Genomic DNA, 13,625 nt, shown 5'->3' with positions numbered 1-13,625 from the left:
CGTTCACATGCTGCACATCATTTCTGCGCCATAAGCACAGAGATTGCGCGGTCCGTTCATCCGATAGATATCGACTCAGTAGTACCATCCGTCATGTGTTGAGACTTCCACCGAAGCTCATCTCGTCACACCGGGGAACTCGGATGCCGTACTACTCTTTCGATCTCGTGGTTGGTGGAGAGTTCAGGAACCAGGGCGGAATCATCCTCGAAGACATCGAGGTTGCCTCCGATCGGGCCGATCAGCTCGCCACCGAGCTGTCGCAGGTGAAACCGGAGCTGCAGCAGAGGGGTTGCGCGGTTCGCGTCACCGATCGCGACGACAACGAGCTTTATCGCACGCCGCTGGATCCCGTGCCGGCCTGGCAACGCTGACTACTCTTCCAGCAGCGGCGGCTCGAACCAGTTCGTCAGCGACAAACCGCCGTCAACGACGAAGGCCGCGCCGGTGACGTAGCCGGAGAGCTTCTTCGACAAGACGGTGAGCGCCATCGGCGCAAGGTCATTGGCCTCGCCGAGGCGCCCGAGCGGAATGTGCCGCGCTAGCGCGGGATCCGCGACGAACCCGCCGGCTGCGATCGCGCCGGGCACCAGCGCATTGACGCGGATGTCGTAGCGGCCAAACGACTTCGCCAGCTCCTTCACCAGCATCGCCATCCCCGCCTTTGCCGTCGAATAATGCGGGAGGTTGCGCGGCGTGCCGGCATGCAGCGAGGTGAGAAACAGGAACGAGCCCGGCCGCTTCGCCGCGATCAGCCGCTTTGCGAGTTCGCGCGCCAGATGAAAGCCGGCATCGAGATTAACGGCATGCATCTGCTGCCAGGTTTTGCGATCGACTGCGAGCGCGTGATCGGCCTCCCGCCGCGGCGGCGAGGCGCTGTGGACGAAATGCGTGATCCCGCCCAGCGCGGCGTCCGCCGCGGCAAGCAGTGCGTCGCACGCATCGGGCTCGGCGAGATCGCCGATCCAGGGCACCGCCAGCTCAGGATTCTTGCTCGCACTGATCGCGGCGCTCACCCGTTCCGCGCTGATGTCGGCGAATACGGTCCGGACGCCCTCGCCGACCAGGGCCTGCGCGATGGCGCGGCCGATGCCGTTGCCCGCGCCGGTGACGAGCGCCGTGTCGCGGGTGGGATCGAACGGCGTGCTGAACAGGCTCATATCGCTCTCCGAGGCCGGGATGCGGGCCACGATAGCGCATTGCAGCGTGGAGCGACAAATTCGCCCCGGCACCATTGCGGAGCAGCCGGCCGGACGCTAGCCTCTTAAAAAAAGCGGAGGAGATACCTGGGATGCGCTACGGTTTCCTGATGGCTGGCCTGTTGCTGATCGCCGCTCCGGCCCAGGCCGAGGACCATCCACGTTCGACCTATGTGACCCTGGTCCTGCAGGCCTTCGCCGCCAAGGTCGAATGTCCGGGCACGGATGTCGTCTACCAGGATCTCGTGCAGAAGGCGGAACAGATGAAGCTGCCCGAGGGCACGACGGAGAAGGTGCGCAAGGCGATTGCCTGGATGCACACCGGCGGCAAGATGGGCGAGAAGCAGGACGACGATTTGATGGCCGAGGTCGCGGTGGCGACCCAGGCGACCGATCTCAACCAGCGTCGCCTCGGCATGCCCAATTGGTGCGAGGCCCAGAAAACCAACCTCGCCGGCCTGATCCGCGCCAAGGGCGGCTAGCAAGGGCGCCGTCGCGGCGTTAAGCACACCCCGACGGAACCCGCGTTTCGGCCAATAATCGTCACATTCCTCGCCAGCATGCAGGCTCGTTTCGCACAGGAGAAGCCCATGCGGATGACGCATCTCATTGTCGCCGGCGTGCTCGCGGTGAGCGCAGCGCTGGCCACCCCGGCACAGGCAAAGAATTCCGACGCCCAAAAGGGCGAGGACAAATCGACCTCGTCGTCCTCGTGCAGCGCCTATCAGCAGGCGCCGGACGGATCGTGGGAACCGCTCCCTTGCAAGGAAGCCGGCGAGCGCGACCAGCCGCAGACGCAGCATCGATCCTCGTCACGGGGATCGGATCGCGAGGAGCGCTGAAGCGTTCCAGCCTGGCAATCAGCTCTGGTGCGGCCCGCGGATAATTTTCATGGCATCGGCGATGTGACGCCACTCCCTGGCGTCATCGGCCTCGCCGCGGCCTTCGCAAGCCTGGGCCTGCTCGGCGGCCTTCGCGATCGCAGCAAACCCGTGCTGCTCGAGCATCTGCCGCGCGACGGTGTGGACCTGGACCTCGGACATCATGGGCGCTCTCCCGTCTGACCAGACCGCAGGCCGCTTCGCTCCCGCGGTTGTTCACAACGATTGAGGGCAGGCCCGCGTTCCGAAGCCCCAAAACAAAGGCGGCCCGCTATGCCCAGCGGACCGCCTTCTCACCCACCCCAAAATTGGGATTCGCCGGCCGCGTTCCCTACGCGACCGCCGCTTTCTTGCGCTCGAAATCGTTGGGCACCTCGATATCGACCTCCAGGGTCGACACCTCGTCGCCGCGCTCGAGCCGGACGATGACCTTGGTCGGGTCCAGCGTGACGTGCTTGGACACGACGGCGAGAATTTCCTCACGCAGCACACCGAGCAGATCGGGCTGGCCACGCATTCCGCGTTCATGGGCAAGCAGGATCTGCAGCCGCTCGCGAGCGACGGGTGCAGAGGCCTTGTTGCCGCGGAGAAGCCGAAGCAAACCCATGCTCATGCAGCCCTCCGTCGCAGCAGACGATCCATGAATCCCTTGCGCTCGGTCGGCACCTGCATGGCGACGGTCTCGCCGCAGAGCCGGCGCGCCGCGTCGATATAGGCCCGCGCCGGGGCGCCATCCGCGTTCGACAGCGTGACCGGCGTGCCGACATTGGAGGCGCGCAGCACGTCCTGGCTTTCGGGAATGATGCCGAGCAAGGGTGTGGCGAGGATCTCGAGGATGTCCTCGATGGTCAGCATCTCGCCGCGCGCGGCGCGAGAGGGATCGTAGCGCGTGATGAGAATGTGCTTCTCGACGCGCTCGCCCTTCTCGGCCCGCACGGTCTTGGAATCGAGCATGCCGATGATGCGGTCGGAATCGCGCACCGAGGAGACTTCCGGGTTGGTCACGATCACGGCCTCGTCGGCGAAGCGCATCGCCATGGAGGCGCCGCGTTCGATGCCGGCCGGGCTGTCGCAGATCACCCAGTCGAAGCGGGCGCGCAGCTCGTCGATGACCTTGCCGACGCCCTCTTCCGTCAGCGCGTCCTTGTCACGGGTCTGCGAAGCCGGCAGCAGCCAGAGGTTCTCCAGCCGCTTGTCCTTGATCAGCGCCTGCGGGAGTTTCGCAACGCCCTGCACTACGTTGATGAGGTCGAACACGACGCGGCGCTCGGCACCCATCACGAGGTCGAGGTTGCGCAGGCCGACGTCGAAATCGACGACGACGACCTTGTCGCCGCGTTGCGCCAGCGCCGCTCCCAGGGCGGCGGTCGTCGTGGTCTTGCCGACGCCGCCCTTGCCTGATGTCACGACCAGTACCTTGGCCATTTCTAAAATCTCCTTCTGGTCAGTTCAGCGCGGTAATTCGCATGGTGTTGCCTTGCAGGAAGGCCTGGGCCGGCTTGCCGCGCAAGGCGGCATCGATATCGTCGGCGGTCTGATAAAACCCATCGATCGCAAGCAGTTCGGCCTCGATCTTCTGGCAATAGATGCGCGCGCTGGTGTGACCGTTCACGCCCGCCATGGCGCGGCCGCGCAGCGCGCCATAGACGTGAATCGAACCGCCGGCGACGACTTCCGCGCCGGACCCGACCGAGCCGAGGATGGTGATGTCGCCTTCCGGGAAGATCACGGTCTGGCCCGAGCGCACCGGGTTTTCGAGCAAGAGCGAGGTCGGCTTGGCCTCGGCCTTCGTCTCGGCCTTCTTCGGCGCACTCGGCTCGACCACGCAGCTGCGCCCGCCCGACAGCAGCGGCGGCATCATCGCCGTCAGCTTCGCCTCCTCCACGCCCTCGATGCCGAGCACGCGGATGTTGCGGTCCTGCAGGCTGGTGAGCAGATGGCCGATGCCGGACTGGCTGAGATCGACCGAGGACAGGTCGATCACCACGGGCCGGCCGGCAAAGAAGCCCGGCGAGCGCGCGATGGTGGCGTCGATCTCGTGCAGCCAATCCTGCACCGGAACCGTCGGCGTAAACACGAAGGCCACATAGGAGCGCCCGCGCAGGCGCACCATTTGGCGTTGAGGTTTGACTGCAGCCTCCATAGCGGCCGACTCGTTCCCTGTTATTGAATGGTTAACGATGCGGCGGATATGGTTAACGGCCGGTTAATTTCTCCGTGGGGTTACGTGGGAATGGGCCGGTTGACACCGCTCTCGTGTCCCGGACGCGCTGCAGCGTGCAACGCTGCTGCGCAGAGCCGGGACCCAGGCCGCCCGGATCATGCTCTCGGCACAATGGGCCCCGGCTCTGCAGCGCACCGTCAAGGGACGCTGCGCTGCGTCCGGGGCACGAGAGGAGCGCGCCGCCACCCCCTACTTCTTCACCTTGCTGGCATCCATCTTGATGGCGGGATCCAGCATCTTGGTCGTGAACGCCGTCGTCACGTCGAACGGCTTCTCCATTCCGAGATAGGTCTGGACCAGCTCGTAGTCCTTCTTCATCCGCTCGCCGTCGATCCACCCAAGACCCTTGGTAGTCGTGAACTCGTCCGTCATCAGGAACTTGATGCGCTCCCACTGGCGCTCCTGGTTCGCCTGGTCGAGACCGGAGACCTGGTCGAGCAGCGCCTTCAGGCACGGCGCGACGTCGGCAACGCAGGCGGCGAAGGCCTTCTGCGTGACACGGACGAAGTCCTCGACGACCTTCGGGTGCTTCTGCAGGTACGCCCCGTTGACGATCAGCGAATTGCCGTACAGATTGAGCCCGATGTCCTTCCAGTTGACGTAGCCGAGGTCCTGCCCGAACTCGATCACCTTGAGATCGTGCTCGTTGTAGAAGTCGCTGATGATGTCGACGGTGTGGCTCTTCAGCGCGGCGATCTTCGCGGTCGGTCCGACGTTCACGAAGCCGACGGAATCGGGCGCGATGCCGGCGGCCTTGGCGAAGGCCGGCCACATCACGCGCGAGGCGTCCCCGGGCGGGTTGCCGATCTTGTGGCCGGCAAAATCCTTCACGCCGGTCACGCCGTAGCTCTTCAGCCAGTAGAAGGTCTGCCCGGTGTTGGCATAGACGCTCATCACCGCGACGGTGTCGGCGCCCTTGCTCTTGGCCACCAGCATGGTGGCGAGATCGGCAACGCCGAACGGCGAGCCTCCGGAGCCGACTTTGGCGGCGGAGACGCCCGAGCCCTTGCCGGTCTCGATCGTAACGTCGATGCCGGCCTTCTCGTACCAGCCTTGCGCCTTGGCATAATAATACGGCGAGTGATCGGCCGTCGGCGTCCAGTTCAGGATCAGATTCACCGCCTCGCCCGCGCTCGCCGGCACCGCCGGCAAACCGAGCATCAGGGCCACAACAGCCGCCTGCAAACGCTTCATCGCATCTCTCCTCATGCCAGCGACCCGGCTTGTCGCTCTCCCCGTGTGAGGATACCAATGCAACAAGCCCGCCTTCCACTTGTCAACTGTTTGGTTGGAAATGCCCGCAAAACGATCTGGCGACACCGTGCCGCAGCGCCGCGATCCCGTCGCCACCCGCAACAAGCTGCTGACCGCGGCGCGCCTTGAATTTGCCCGGCACGGCTTCGCCGGCGCCCGCGTCGACGAAATCGCCGAGCGGGCGGGCGTCAACAAGCAGCTGGTCTATCATTATTTTGGCGACAAGGACGCGCTCTACCTCGCCGTGCTCGAATGGGTCTACGAGGACATCCGCGAGCAGGAGCGCAAGCTCAATCTCGAGGGCCTGCCGCCGGAGAAGGCGATCCGCAAGCTGATCGAGGCTTCGTTCGACCATCTGGCCGCCAACCCCGATTTCATCGTGCTTTTGAACGACGAGAACCGCGGCGGCGCCCGCCACGTCCGCGGCTCGACGCGGCTGGAAGCGATGCACTCCCCGCTGGTGAAGAGCGTCTCCCACATTCTCAACGAGGGGGTGCGCGCGGGCGTGTTCCGCAAGGGCATCGATCCGGTCCAGCTCTATATCTCCATCGCGGGCCTCAGCTATTTCTTCTTCTCCAATACGCCGACGCTGTCGGCGATCTTCGGCAAGGACCTGTCGAGCCGCACCGCACGGCGCGCCCGCCGCCGCCATGTCGCCGACCTCGTACTGCAGTCGCTGCGGCCTAATCAACCAACTGGTTGAAACTTTCCCGAAAGGCGGCTAGGCTTGCGGTTGCTTAGGCTGAAGATTTGCGGCATCGCGGCCGCGCCAACAGGGAGCAACCGGTGGCCGGAGACAGCGCACGCGCCTCGCGCAGTTTTGCGATCATCCTGATCGTGCACCTCGCCGTGCTCGTGCTCTGGCAGGTCGCGGTCGATGCCTTCCACGTGCCGAAATTCATTCTGCCCTCCCCGCTCGCGACGATCCAGACACTGGGAACCGCGAACTACGCCTGGGGCGCCAACACGCTGGTGACGGCGGTCGAGATCCTTGGCGGCTTCGCGCTCGGCGCCTTGGTCGGTGTCGCGCTCGCCGTGATCTTCAGCTGGGCGCCGCTACTCAGCCTGGTGCTGCTGCCGCTGTTCGTGACGCTGAACATGATCCCGAAGGTCGCCCTCGGGCCGCTCTTCATCGTCTGGTTCTCCTACGGCATCATCCCGAACATCCTGATCGCCTTCAGCATCTGTTTCTTTCCGATCCTGCTCACCACCGCGCGCGGCCTGCGCGAGGTCGAGCCTGAGCTGCTCGACCTCGTCAAATCGCTGCGCGGCTCGCGCTGGACGTTGTTCCGCAAGATCCAGCTGCCGGGATCGCTGCCTTACGTGTTCTCCGGCATGAAAGTCGGCGCCATCCTCGCGGTCGCCGGTGCCATCGTCGGCGAGTTCATCGCCTCCGAGCGCGGGCTCGGCTACCTCATGATCCAGGTGCAGTCGTCGCTCGACACGCCTGCGATGGTGATGGCCGTCGTGCTGCTGACCCTGCTCGGCGTCGCTCTCTACGGCCTGGTCCTCGTCCTCGAACGCATGTTCGTGGTCGGCGATGCCAGACAAAACTGACGAAGGACCGACCATGCTGCTCACCCGCGAGACCCTGCCGAAGACCATTCCCGATATCGCGGCGCTCGACGATCTCCTGTGCCGGCCGACGCAAGCGCTGATCGACGACCTCACCGAGGTCGAGGGCGACATCATGATCCTCGGCGTCGGCGGCAAGATGGGCCCGACGCTGGCCGGGCTCGCCAAGGCCGCCGCGCCGGGCCGTCGCGTCATCGGCGTCGCTCGTTTCAGCGAGGCCGGCGTGAAGGAATGGCTGCACGCGCGCGGCGTCGAAACCATCAATTGCGATCTGATGGATGAAAAGGCGATCCAGTCGCTGCCGAAAGCGCCCAACATCGTCTTCATGGCCGGCCGCAAGTTCGGCGCCGAGGGCGATCTGTCGCTGACCTGGGCGATGAACGCGCATGTGCCGGCGCTGGTGGCGCAGGCCTTTCCGTCCTCGCGCATCGTGGCGTTCTCGACCGGCTGCATCTACCCTTTCGTGCCTGTCGAGAGCAAAGGCTCGACCGAGGAGATGGCACCGAACCCGCCCGGCGAATACGCCCAGTCCTGCGTCGGCCGCGAGCGGATGTTCGAGTATTTCTCGCGCAAGTTTTCGACGCCCGGTCGGCTGTTCCGCCTCAACTACGCGATCGACATGCGCTATGGCGTGCTGCACGACATCGCGACGAAAGTGCTGACGGGCACACCGATCGACGTCAGCCTGGGGCACGTCAACTTCATCTGGCAGGGCGACGCGTCGGCGCAGGCGCTGCGCTGCCTCGCCCATTGTACCGCGCCGACCTCGCCGATCAATGTCAGCGGCCACGAGATTTTGGCGGTGCGCGATCTCGCGGCAAAATTCGGCGCAAGGTTCGGTCGCGCGCCGGTGCTTGTCGGCGAGGAGCAGCCGACAGCCTGGCTGACCGACACCTCGAAGGCCGTGGACCTGTTCGGCCGGCCGGTCGTGGACACCGAGCAGCTGATCGCCTGGACCGCCGATTGGGTCTCGCGCGCCATGCCGAGCCTCGGCAAGCCCACCAAATACGAGGTCCGCGATGGCCGTTACTGACGCCCCGCACATCGTCCAGCTCGGCCTTGACGACGCGATCGCGGGGCTGGCGTTGTCGACGGAAGCGCACTGGAACCAGACAGAGGAGGACTGGCGCATCTTCCTGCGCGACGGAATCGTGTTCGGCATTCGCGACGGCATGCGGCTGGTCGCCACGGCCGCCGTGCTGCCCTATTCCGGCAACAACGCCTGGATCAGCATGGTGCTGGTCTCAGGCACACATCGCCGCCGTGGGTTTGCTACCCACCTCGTCGATGCCTGCCTGGAGACGGCGCGTCGGAACGGCCTGACCAGCTGGCTCGACGCCACGCCCGACGGCGCCGCCGTCTACGGACCATTGGGGTTCACGCCGACGCTGCAATTGCGCCGCCTCAAGCTGGCGAAGCCTGCGCGGGCCGAAACGCCGCCATCGTCGTCCGCGACAATCGAAGCGCTGCGTGCGCGGGACCTGCGAGCCACCGGTTTCGACCGGACCGCGCTGTTCGAAGCCTTTGCACGGCGTTCCGGCTCCCGCATCGTCGGCGCGAACGGCGCCATCGCGCTGGTGCGCGACGGCCGCACCGCCCGCCAGGTCGGCCCGTTGTTGGCCGACGATGCCGCGGCAGCGCTGACCCTGATCGACGCGATCGCGCGCTCCGAGACCGGTCCGCTGCTGCTCGACGCCGTCGCCTCGCAAGCCGCGTTCCTGGAAGGCTTGACAGCATCCGGCTGGACCATCGAACGGCCGTTCCAGCGCATGCGGTTCGGCCCCGCCACCACTGCCGGTGAAGACATGCCATTCGCCGTCGCCGGCCCGGAATTCGGATAGGACATCATGCACCACAGCCAGATCAACGCCGACATCCGCAAGCTGATCGCCGAGGGCACCGTGATGCCGGCGCATCCTCTCGCGCTCACCGCCGAGCGCCAGCTCGACAAGACGCATCAGCGCGCGCTGACGCGCTACTACATCGACGCAGGCTCCGGCGGTCTTGCGGTCGGTGTCCACACCACGCAGTTCGCCATCCGCGAGGTCGGGCTCTATCGCCCCGTGCTCGAGCTTGCCGCCGAGACTGCGGCCAACTGGACCAAGCGTCCGCTGGCGATGGTCGCAGGCCTCGCCGGCCCGACCACGCAAGCCGTTGCCGAGGCCCGCACCGCGCGCGACATCGGCTATCATGCCGGCCTGCTCAGTCTTGCCGCGATGAAGAGCGCCTCCGAGGACGAGATCATCACCCATTGTACGGCTGTTGCAGCCGAGATCCCGCTGGTCGGCTTCTATCTTCAGCCGGCCGTCGGCGGCGTCATCCTCTCCGCCCGGTTCTGGCAGCGCTTCGCCTCGATCGACAATGTCATTGCGATCAAGATCGCGCCGTTCAACCGCTATCGCACCCTCGACGTCCTGCGCGGCGTTGCGGCCGCGGGCGCGCTCGACCGTGTCGCGCTCTACACCGGAAACGACGACCACATCCTGCTTGACCTGATGTTGCCGTTCGACCTCCGCGACAACGGCGTCACCACGCGCACCTACTTTAAAGGCGGACTGCTCGGCCATTGGTCGGTGTGGACGGCGAGCGCGATCAAGCAGTTCGAGCGCTGCAAGGCGGCGCGGCACAAGGACAGCGTGCCGGCCGACCTGCTCGCGCTCGACGCCCGCGTTACCGACTGCAACAGCGCCTTCTTCGACGTCGCCAATGATTTCCACGGCTGCATCGCCGGCTGCCACGAGGTTTTGCGGCGCCAGGGCCTGATGAAAGGCCTGTGGTGCCTCGATCCGAACGAGGGCCTCAGCCCCGGCCAGAAGGACGAGATCGACCGCGTCTGCCGCGAGCACGCCGACCTCAGCGATGACGCCTTCGTTGCCGCCCATTTGAGTAAATGGCTGGCATGAGCTCAGAACCCTTCATCCGCCTCCGAGGCGTCCGCAAGGTCTATCGCAGCGGCGGCGCCGAATTTCTGGCCGTCTCCGACGTCACCATGGACGTACAGGAAGGCGAGCTGGTCTCGCTGGTCGGCCCGTCCGGCTGCGGCAAGACGACCGTGATGAAGATCCTGGCCGGTCTGCACGGCGCCGACGGCGGCAGCGTGAAGATCGGCAATGCCGACAGCCCGTTCGATCCGAGCCGTGACATCGGCATGGTGTTTCAGCAAGCGCTGCTTCTGAAATGGCGGACGATCCTGGACAACGTGCTGCTGCCGGCCGAAATCGTCGGCCTGCCGATGAAGGCGGCGCGCGAGCGGGCGCGCGACCTGCTCAACCTCGTCGGCCTCTCAGGCTTCGAGCAGAAATATCCGCAGCAGCTGTCAGGCGGCATGCAGCAGCGCACCGCCATCGCGCGCGCGTTCATCCACGATCCAAAGCTGATCCTGATGGACGAGCCGTTCGGCGCACTGGATGCGCTGACGCGCGAGCAGATGAACCTGGAGATGCTGCGGATCTGGCGCGAGAGCGGCAAGACCATCATCTTCGTCACGCACTCGATTCAGGAAGCGGTGTTCCTGTCGTCGCACTGCGCGGTGCTGACGGCGGGACCTGCGAAGATGGCCGACTATTTCCCGATCGACCTGCCCTTCCCGCGCGACCTTCCGCTCAAGACGACCGATGCGTTCGGTGCGTACGCGCGGCGGATTTATGCGAAGCTGGGGTTGGGGACGGCGTAATTCAACACACGATAGATCTCGTAGGGTGGGAAAAGCGCAGCGTGCCCACCATGACGAGTCAAGCAAGTAGTGGTGGGCACGGCGCAAATGCGCCTTTGCCCACCCTACAAGAGCGCGGCGCAATCGCAGAGCCGCGCCCTCTCGCCGTCAGCTCTTGTTGCGCATCTTGCTGAGCAGATAGTTGTCGTAAAAATTCTCCGCGATCTGCGTGTAGAACAGCAGCTCCTTCATATACGCGTCGTGGCTTTCCTTGGTCCGCTTGAACAGGTCGCTCTTGGCGGCGAGTTCATTCAGATGGTCCTGGGTCGCGTTGTAGCAGGCCTCCAGCACCGGCTGCGGAAACGCCTTCAGCTCCGCGCCATTGGCGATCAGCCGCTTCAGCGCCGCCGGATTCACGCTGTCGTATTTCTCCAGCATCCAGGCGCCGGCTGCCGCGCCGGCCTGGTTGACGATCGCCTGGTACTGCTTGGGGAGCGAAGCCCATTTCTCGTCGTTGACGATCATGTGCAGCATCGCGCCGCCTTCCCACCAGCCGGGGAAGTAATAGTACTTGGCGACCTTCTGGAAGCCGAGCTTCTCGTCGTCATAGGGGCCGACGAACTCGACCGCGTCGATCGTGCCCTTTTCCAGCGCCGGATAGATGTCGCCGCCCGCGATCTGCTGCGGCACGACGCCGAGCCGCGCCAACACGTGGCCGCCCATGCCGGCGATGCGGAATTTGAGGCCCTTGAGGTCGTCGACGGTCTTGATCTCCTTGCGGAACCAGCCGCCCATCTGGGTGCCGGAATTGCCGCAGAGGATCGCGTGCGCCTTGAACGGCTTGAGCGCCTCGTTGGTGAGATCGGCACCGCCGCCGAAGTGCCACCAAGATTCCTGATGGCGATGGTTCATGCCGAACGGCGCGCCGGTGGCGTAGGCCAGCGCCGGCTCCTTGCCGATGTAGAAATAGAGCGGGGTCTGCGCCATCTCCACCGAGCCGGTGCTGACGGCGTCGAGCGCCTGCAAGCCCGGAACGATCTCGCCGGCGCCAAAAGTCTGGATCTGGAATTTGTTGTCGGTGGCCTCGGCGACATATTTCGCGAAGGTCTGCGCCGTGCCGTAGATGGTGTCGAGCGACTTCGGGAAGCTCGAGGTCAGGCGCCATTTGATCTCGGGCGCGCTCTGCGCGATCGCAGGTGCAGCAACCAGCGTCGTCGCTCCGGCGACGGCACCGCCCTTGAGGAATGTACGGCGTTTCATGATGAGGTCTCTCCCCTGAACTAAATTTCAAAACATATTGTTGTGGCGACGATCGTCGCGGACCGTTTGCCCGTTCCCAAGGCAGAGTTCAAGATGCGACAGAACGGCCTGTAGCCTGGATGGAGCGCAGCGCAATCCAGGAATTGCGCGTCAACGGCACCGTCCCGGATTACGCTGCGCTCCACCCGGGCTACGAGACCGTGGGCAGAACAGCCTCAGAGCAGCTTGGCGCTGACGAACAGCGCGCGCACGGCGTTGGTTGCCTGCACCGCCAGCATCGCGTTACCGGCTGCGCCTTCCAGGGCTTCGACGGCGTCCTCGTGCAGGGAGCGGAATTCCATCCATTCGACCGACTTGAAGTTGGTGAGGAATTGATAGGCCTGACCGACGGTCGCGATCGCCAACGTGTCACCGTTCAGCTTGATCTTGAACGTCGTCCGCAGCGGGGTCTCGGAACTTGATGGATCACTCATGGGCTGCTTCTGGACGATGACGGCTTAACGAAGGGGAAACGGCAGCCCCACAGCAAGCAGGCGAATGTCAGGAGTCGGTGCTGGCGCGCTGCGAGGCCGTCGCAGATCCGTTCAGGCTCGGCACCACGACAAGGCGGTTGAATTCGCCATTGTCCCAGGCCTTGAGAAAACGATCATAGTCCTTGATCGAGACGCAGCCGTTGGAATCGCCGCGCGGGCCCAGCATGTAGTTGTGAGTGAGAAGGCCGACGCGCCCAAGTGCGCTGGTGCCCTCGGTCGGCGTCAGGCGCAAAGCGCGGACACCGTGAAACAGCCTTTCGCGCGGCTTCAGGTCGTAGATCGCGGGCGGAGTCGCACCGACCATGCGCTGATCGACATGGTCGGGGTCGTCCATCAGCGCGCCCATGCCGGAATGGGCTTCCAGCGCGACGCCGCTCGGCAGGTAGAGCGCCTTGGCCTTGATGTCGTAGACCGCTGTTCGCGAATCGTAGCCGAGCGCGGCCAGATCCGGCGCCTTGCCGAACAGGCCGTCGCCGGGCGTCAGCGACGCGAGCCTGATCTTGTCGGTGAATTTTTCGAAGAAGTTGCGGTTGTCGACCCTGGGGTTGGTGTCGGCATAGGCCTGGCTGGAGGCGATCTGGGCGGACAAGTCCGCCTGGGCCGGTCGCGAGCGCGGCATCGGGATAGCGTCGGCGCGCTGCGAGGGCCGCGTCTCGTCAACCACGTGCCGGTCGTCATCGGTCAAGGTCGAGCGCCAATCGTCGCCCTGGAGCTTCTGGGCGAGCATCGCCTTGGCGTCGCGCAGCTTGAGCTGGACCGCGCTCAGGGCGGAACGCTCCATCGTCCGCAGGCCGAGCTCGCGGGCCGGCGGATTGCCGGAAGCCGACGCAAAACGGTCCTCGAAAGACGGGCTATTGGCCGGCGGCAGCGTAGCGTTGACGAGTGCGGTCGTATCGCCGAAATCAGCAACCCAGGCAGCAGCCCCCAGTGCCAGTGCGACGGCAGCCAAAGACAGCAATATCGTCTCCGCTCGCCCAATACGGCGGCGCGACAAAAGCCTCTCGGCGCTTGCGCGGTCGGAAACCATCAGATCCCCAAAACGACCCC

The 13,625-nt window shown here is 65.1% G+C and carries 18 protein-coding genes; 9 read left to right on the top strand and 9 right to left on the bottom strand.

Features of this window, described 5'->3' with window-relative positions; genetic code table 11:
• Positions 1-143: 143 nt before the first annotated feature.
• Positions 144-374 carry a DUF6894 family protein gene (locus tag CIT40_RS15515; protein ID WP_094896824.1) on the top strand — a complete coding sequence of 77 codons (231 nt, stop codon included), beginning with the start codon at positions 144-146 and terminating at the stop codon, positions 372-374.
• Here the strand turns inward: CIT40_RS15515 and CIT40_RS15510 are convergent, their stop codons facing one another.
• Positions 375-1,160, bottom strand: a complete 786-nt coding sequence (locus tag CIT40_RS15510) for an SDR family NAD(P)-dependent oxidoreductase (RefSeq protein ID WP_094896823.1) — start codon at positions 1,158-1,160, stop codon at positions 375-377.
• A 131-nt stretch (positions 1,161-1,291) separates the two neighbouring features.
• Here CIT40_RS15510 and CIT40_RS15505 point away from each other — a divergent pair, with 131 nt between their 5' ends.
• Both CIT40_RS15505 and CIT40_RS15500 read left to right on the top strand, forming a co-directional pair.
• A complete protein-coding gene (locus CIT40_RS15505; RefSeq protein ID WP_094896822.1) occupies positions 1,292-1,681 on the top strand; it encodes a hypothetical protein in 390 nt (129 codons plus the stop codon).
• A 108-nt stretch (positions 1,682-1,789) separates the two neighbouring features.
• Positions 1,790-2,041 (top strand): hypothetical protein, encoded by a 252-nt coding sequence (locus tag CIT40_RS15500; protein ID WP_094897063.1) that lies wholly within the window; start codon positions 1,790-1,792, stop codon positions 2,039-2,041.
• Positions 2,042-2,059: 18 nt separating this feature from the next.
• On the opposite strand, the gene CIT40_RS15495 is transcribed toward CIT40_RS15500, so the two are convergent.
• The 5 genes from CIT40_RS15495 to CIT40_RS15475 all read right to left on the bottom strand — a co-directional run bounded on the left by CIT40_RS15495 (position 2,060) and on the right by CIT40_RS15475 (position 5,498).
• Positions 2,060-2,245, bottom strand: a complete 186-nt coding sequence (locus tag CIT40_RS15495) for a hypothetical protein (protein WP_094896821.1) — start codon at positions 2,243-2,245, stop codon at positions 2,060-2,062.
• 166 nt (positions 2,246-2,411) lie between these two features.
• A complete protein-coding gene (gene minE / locus CIT40_RS15490; RefSeq protein WP_028136732.1) occupies positions 2,412-2,693 on the bottom strand; it encodes a cell division topological specificity factor MinE in 282 nt (93 codons plus the stop codon).
• Positions 2,690-3,505, bottom strand: coding sequence for a septum site-determining protein MinD (gene minD / locus CIT40_RS15485; RefSeq protein ID WP_094896820.1), 816 nt, complete (start codon positions 3,503-3,505; stop codon positions 2,690-2,692). The genes minE and minD overlap by 4 nt, the downstream gene beginning before the upstream one ends.
• A gap of 19 nt (positions 3,506-3,524) precedes the next feature.
• Positions 3,525-4,223 carry a septum site-determining protein MinC gene (gene minC, locus CIT40_RS15480; RefSeq protein WP_094896819.1) on the bottom strand — a complete coding sequence of 233 codons (699 nt, stop codon included), beginning with the start codon at positions 4,221-4,223 and terminating at the stop codon, positions 3,525-3,527.
• Between the two features lie 270 nt (positions 4,224-4,493).
• On the bottom strand, positions 4,494-5,498 hold the full coding sequence (locus CIT40_RS15475) for an ABC transporter substrate-binding protein (RefSeq protein WP_094896818.1): 1,005 nt from the start codon (positions 5,496-5,498) through the stop codon (positions 4,494-4,496).
• A gap of 100 nt (positions 5,499-5,598) precedes the next feature.
• Between CIT40_RS15475 and CIT40_RS15470 the strand changes: the two genes are divergently transcribed.
• The 6 genes from CIT40_RS15470 (at position 5,599) to CIT40_RS15445 (ending at position 10,806) form a co-directional block, all read left to right on the top strand.
• Complete coding sequence (locus CIT40_RS15470; protein WP_094896817.1) at positions 5,599-6,261, top strand: TetR/AcrR family transcriptional regulator; 663 nt, start codon at positions 5,599-5,601, stop codon at positions 6,259-6,261.
• An 83-nt stretch (positions 6,262-6,344) separates the two neighbouring features.
• Positions 6,345-7,115, top strand: a complete 771-nt coding sequence (locus tag CIT40_RS15465; RefSeq protein WP_094896816.1) for an ABC transporter permease — start codon at positions 6,345-6,347, stop codon at positions 7,113-7,115.
• Positions 7,116-7,128: 13 nt separating this feature from the next.
• The gene (locus tag CIT40_RS15460) at positions 7,129-8,166 is read left to right on the top strand and encodes an NAD-dependent epimerase/dehydratase family protein (protein WP_094896815.1); all 1,038 of its coding nucleotides are present in this window, start codon (positions 7,129-7,131) and stop codon (positions 8,164-8,166) included.
• On the top strand, positions 8,153-8,974 hold the full coding sequence (locus CIT40_RS15455; protein WP_094896814.1) for a GNAT family N-acetyltransferase: 822 nt from the start codon (positions 8,153-8,155) through the stop codon (positions 8,972-8,974). Before CIT40_RS15460 ends, CIT40_RS15455 begins: the two co-directional genes overlap by 14 nt.
• 6 nt (positions 8,975-8,980) lie before the next feature.
• Complete coding sequence (locus CIT40_RS15450; protein ID WP_094896813.1) at positions 8,981-10,036, top strand: dihydrodipicolinate synthase family protein; 1,056 nt, start codon at positions 8,981-8,983, stop codon at positions 10,034-10,036.
• Complete coding sequence (locus CIT40_RS15445) at positions 10,024-10,806, top strand: ABC transporter ATP-binding protein (protein ID WP_094896812.1); 783 nt, start codon at positions 10,024-10,026, stop codon at positions 10,804-10,806. The genes CIT40_RS15450 and CIT40_RS15445 overlap by 13 nt, the downstream gene beginning before the upstream one ends.
• 147 nt (positions 10,807-10,953) lie before the next feature.
• Here the strand turns inward: CIT40_RS15445 and CIT40_RS15440 are convergent, their stop codons facing one another.
• The 3 genes from CIT40_RS15440 to CIT40_RS15430 all read right to left on the bottom strand — a co-directional run bounded on the left by CIT40_RS15440 (position 10,954) and on the right by CIT40_RS15430 (position 13,536).
• Positions 10,954-12,045 (bottom strand): TRAP transporter substrate-binding protein, encoded by a 1,092-nt coding sequence (locus CIT40_RS15440; RefSeq protein ID WP_094896811.1) that lies wholly within the window; start codon positions 12,043-12,045, stop codon positions 10,954-10,956.
• 215 nt (positions 12,046-12,260) lie between these two features.
• The gene (locus tag CIT40_RS15435; protein ID WP_018322933.1) at positions 12,261-12,518 is read right to left on the bottom strand and encodes a hypothetical protein; all 258 of its coding nucleotides are present in this window, start codon (positions 12,516-12,518) and stop codon (positions 12,261-12,263) included.
• A 67-nt stretch (positions 12,519-12,585) separates the two neighbouring features.
• The gene (locus CIT40_RS15430) at positions 12,586-13,536 is read right to left on the bottom strand and encodes a DUF2778 domain-containing protein (protein WP_094896810.1); all 951 of its coding nucleotides are present in this window, start codon (positions 13,534-13,536) and stop codon (positions 12,586-12,588) included.
• Positions 13,537-13,625 lie beyond the last annotated feature (89 nt).

The sequence above is a fragment of the Bradyrhizobium amphicarpaeae genome, assembly GCF_002266435.3.
Lineage (GTDB): Bacteria > Pseudomonadota > Alphaproteobacteria > Rhizobiales > Xanthobacteraceae > Bradyrhizobium > Bradyrhizobium amphicarpaeae.
The sequence above is the reverse complement of the archived record's forward strand: the minus strand, read 5'-3'. Positions and strand labels throughout refer to the sequence as shown.

What these genes read in the sequence shown, in the direction of transcription:
- CIT40_RS15515 (WP_094896824.1), top strand. Translation starts at nt 144, where the DNA reads ATGCCGTACTACTCTTTCGATCTCGTGGTTGGTGGAGAGTTCAGGAAC.
- CIT40_RS15510 (WP_094896823.1), bottom strand. Translation starts at nt 1,160, where the DNA reads ATGAGCCTGTTCAGCACGCCGTTCGATCCCACCCGCGACACGGCGCTC.
- CIT40_RS15505 (WP_094896822.1), top strand. Translation starts at nt 1,292, where the DNA reads ATGCGCTACGGTTTCCTGATGGCTGGCCTGTTGCTGATCGCCGCTCCG.
- CIT40_RS15500 (WP_094897063.1), top strand. Translation starts at nt 1,790, where the DNA reads ATGCGGATGACGCATCTCATTGTCGCCGGCGTGCTCGCGGTGAGCGCA.
- CIT40_RS15495 (WP_094896821.1), bottom strand. Translation starts at nt 2,245, where the DNA reads ATGATGTCCGAGGTCCAGGTCCACACCGTCGCGCGGCAGATGCTCGAG.
- minE (WP_028136732.1), bottom strand. Translation starts at nt 2,693, where the DNA reads ATGAGCATGGGTTTGCTTCGGCTTCTCCGCGGCAACAAGGCCTCTGCA.
- minD (WP_094896820.1), bottom strand. Translation starts at nt 3,505, where the DNA reads ATGGCCAAGGTACTGGTCGTGACATCAGGCAAGGGCGGCGTCGGCAAG.
- minC (WP_094896819.1), bottom strand. Translation starts at nt 4,223, where the DNA reads ATGGAGGCTGCAGTCAAACCTCAACGCCAAATGGTGCGCCTGCGCGGG.
- CIT40_RS15475 (WP_094896818.1), bottom strand. Translation starts at nt 5,498, where the DNA reads ATGAAGCGTTTGCAGGCGGCTGTTGTGGCCCTGATGCTCGGTTTGCCG.
- CIT40_RS15470 (WP_094896817.1), top strand. Translation starts at nt 5,599, where the DNA reads ATGCCCGCAAAACGATCTGGCGACACCGTGCCGCAGCGCCGCGATCCC.
- CIT40_RS15460 (WP_094896815.1), top strand. Translation starts at nt 7,129, where the DNA reads ATGCTGCTCACCCGCGAGACCCTGCCGAAGACCATTCCCGATATCGCG.
- CIT40_RS15455 (WP_094896814.1), top strand. Translation starts at nt 8,153, where the DNA reads ATGGCCGTTACTGACGCCCCGCACATCGTCCAGCTCGGCCTTGACGAC.
- CIT40_RS15450 (WP_094896813.1), top strand. Translation starts at nt 8,981, where the DNA reads ATGCACCACAGCCAGATCAACGCCGACATCCGCAAGCTGATCGCCGAG.
- CIT40_RS15445 (WP_094896812.1), top strand. Translation starts at nt 10,024, where the DNA reads ATGGCTGGCATGAGCTCAGAACCCTTCATCCGCCTCCGAGGCGTCCGC.
- CIT40_RS15440 (WP_094896811.1), bottom strand. Translation starts at nt 12,045, where the DNA reads ATGAAACGCCGTACATTCCTCAAGGGCGGTGCCGTCGCCGGAGCGACG.
- CIT40_RS15435 (WP_018322933.1), bottom strand. Translation starts at nt 12,518, where the DNA reads ATGAGTGATCCATCAAGTTCCGAGACCCCGCTGCGGACGACGTTCAAG.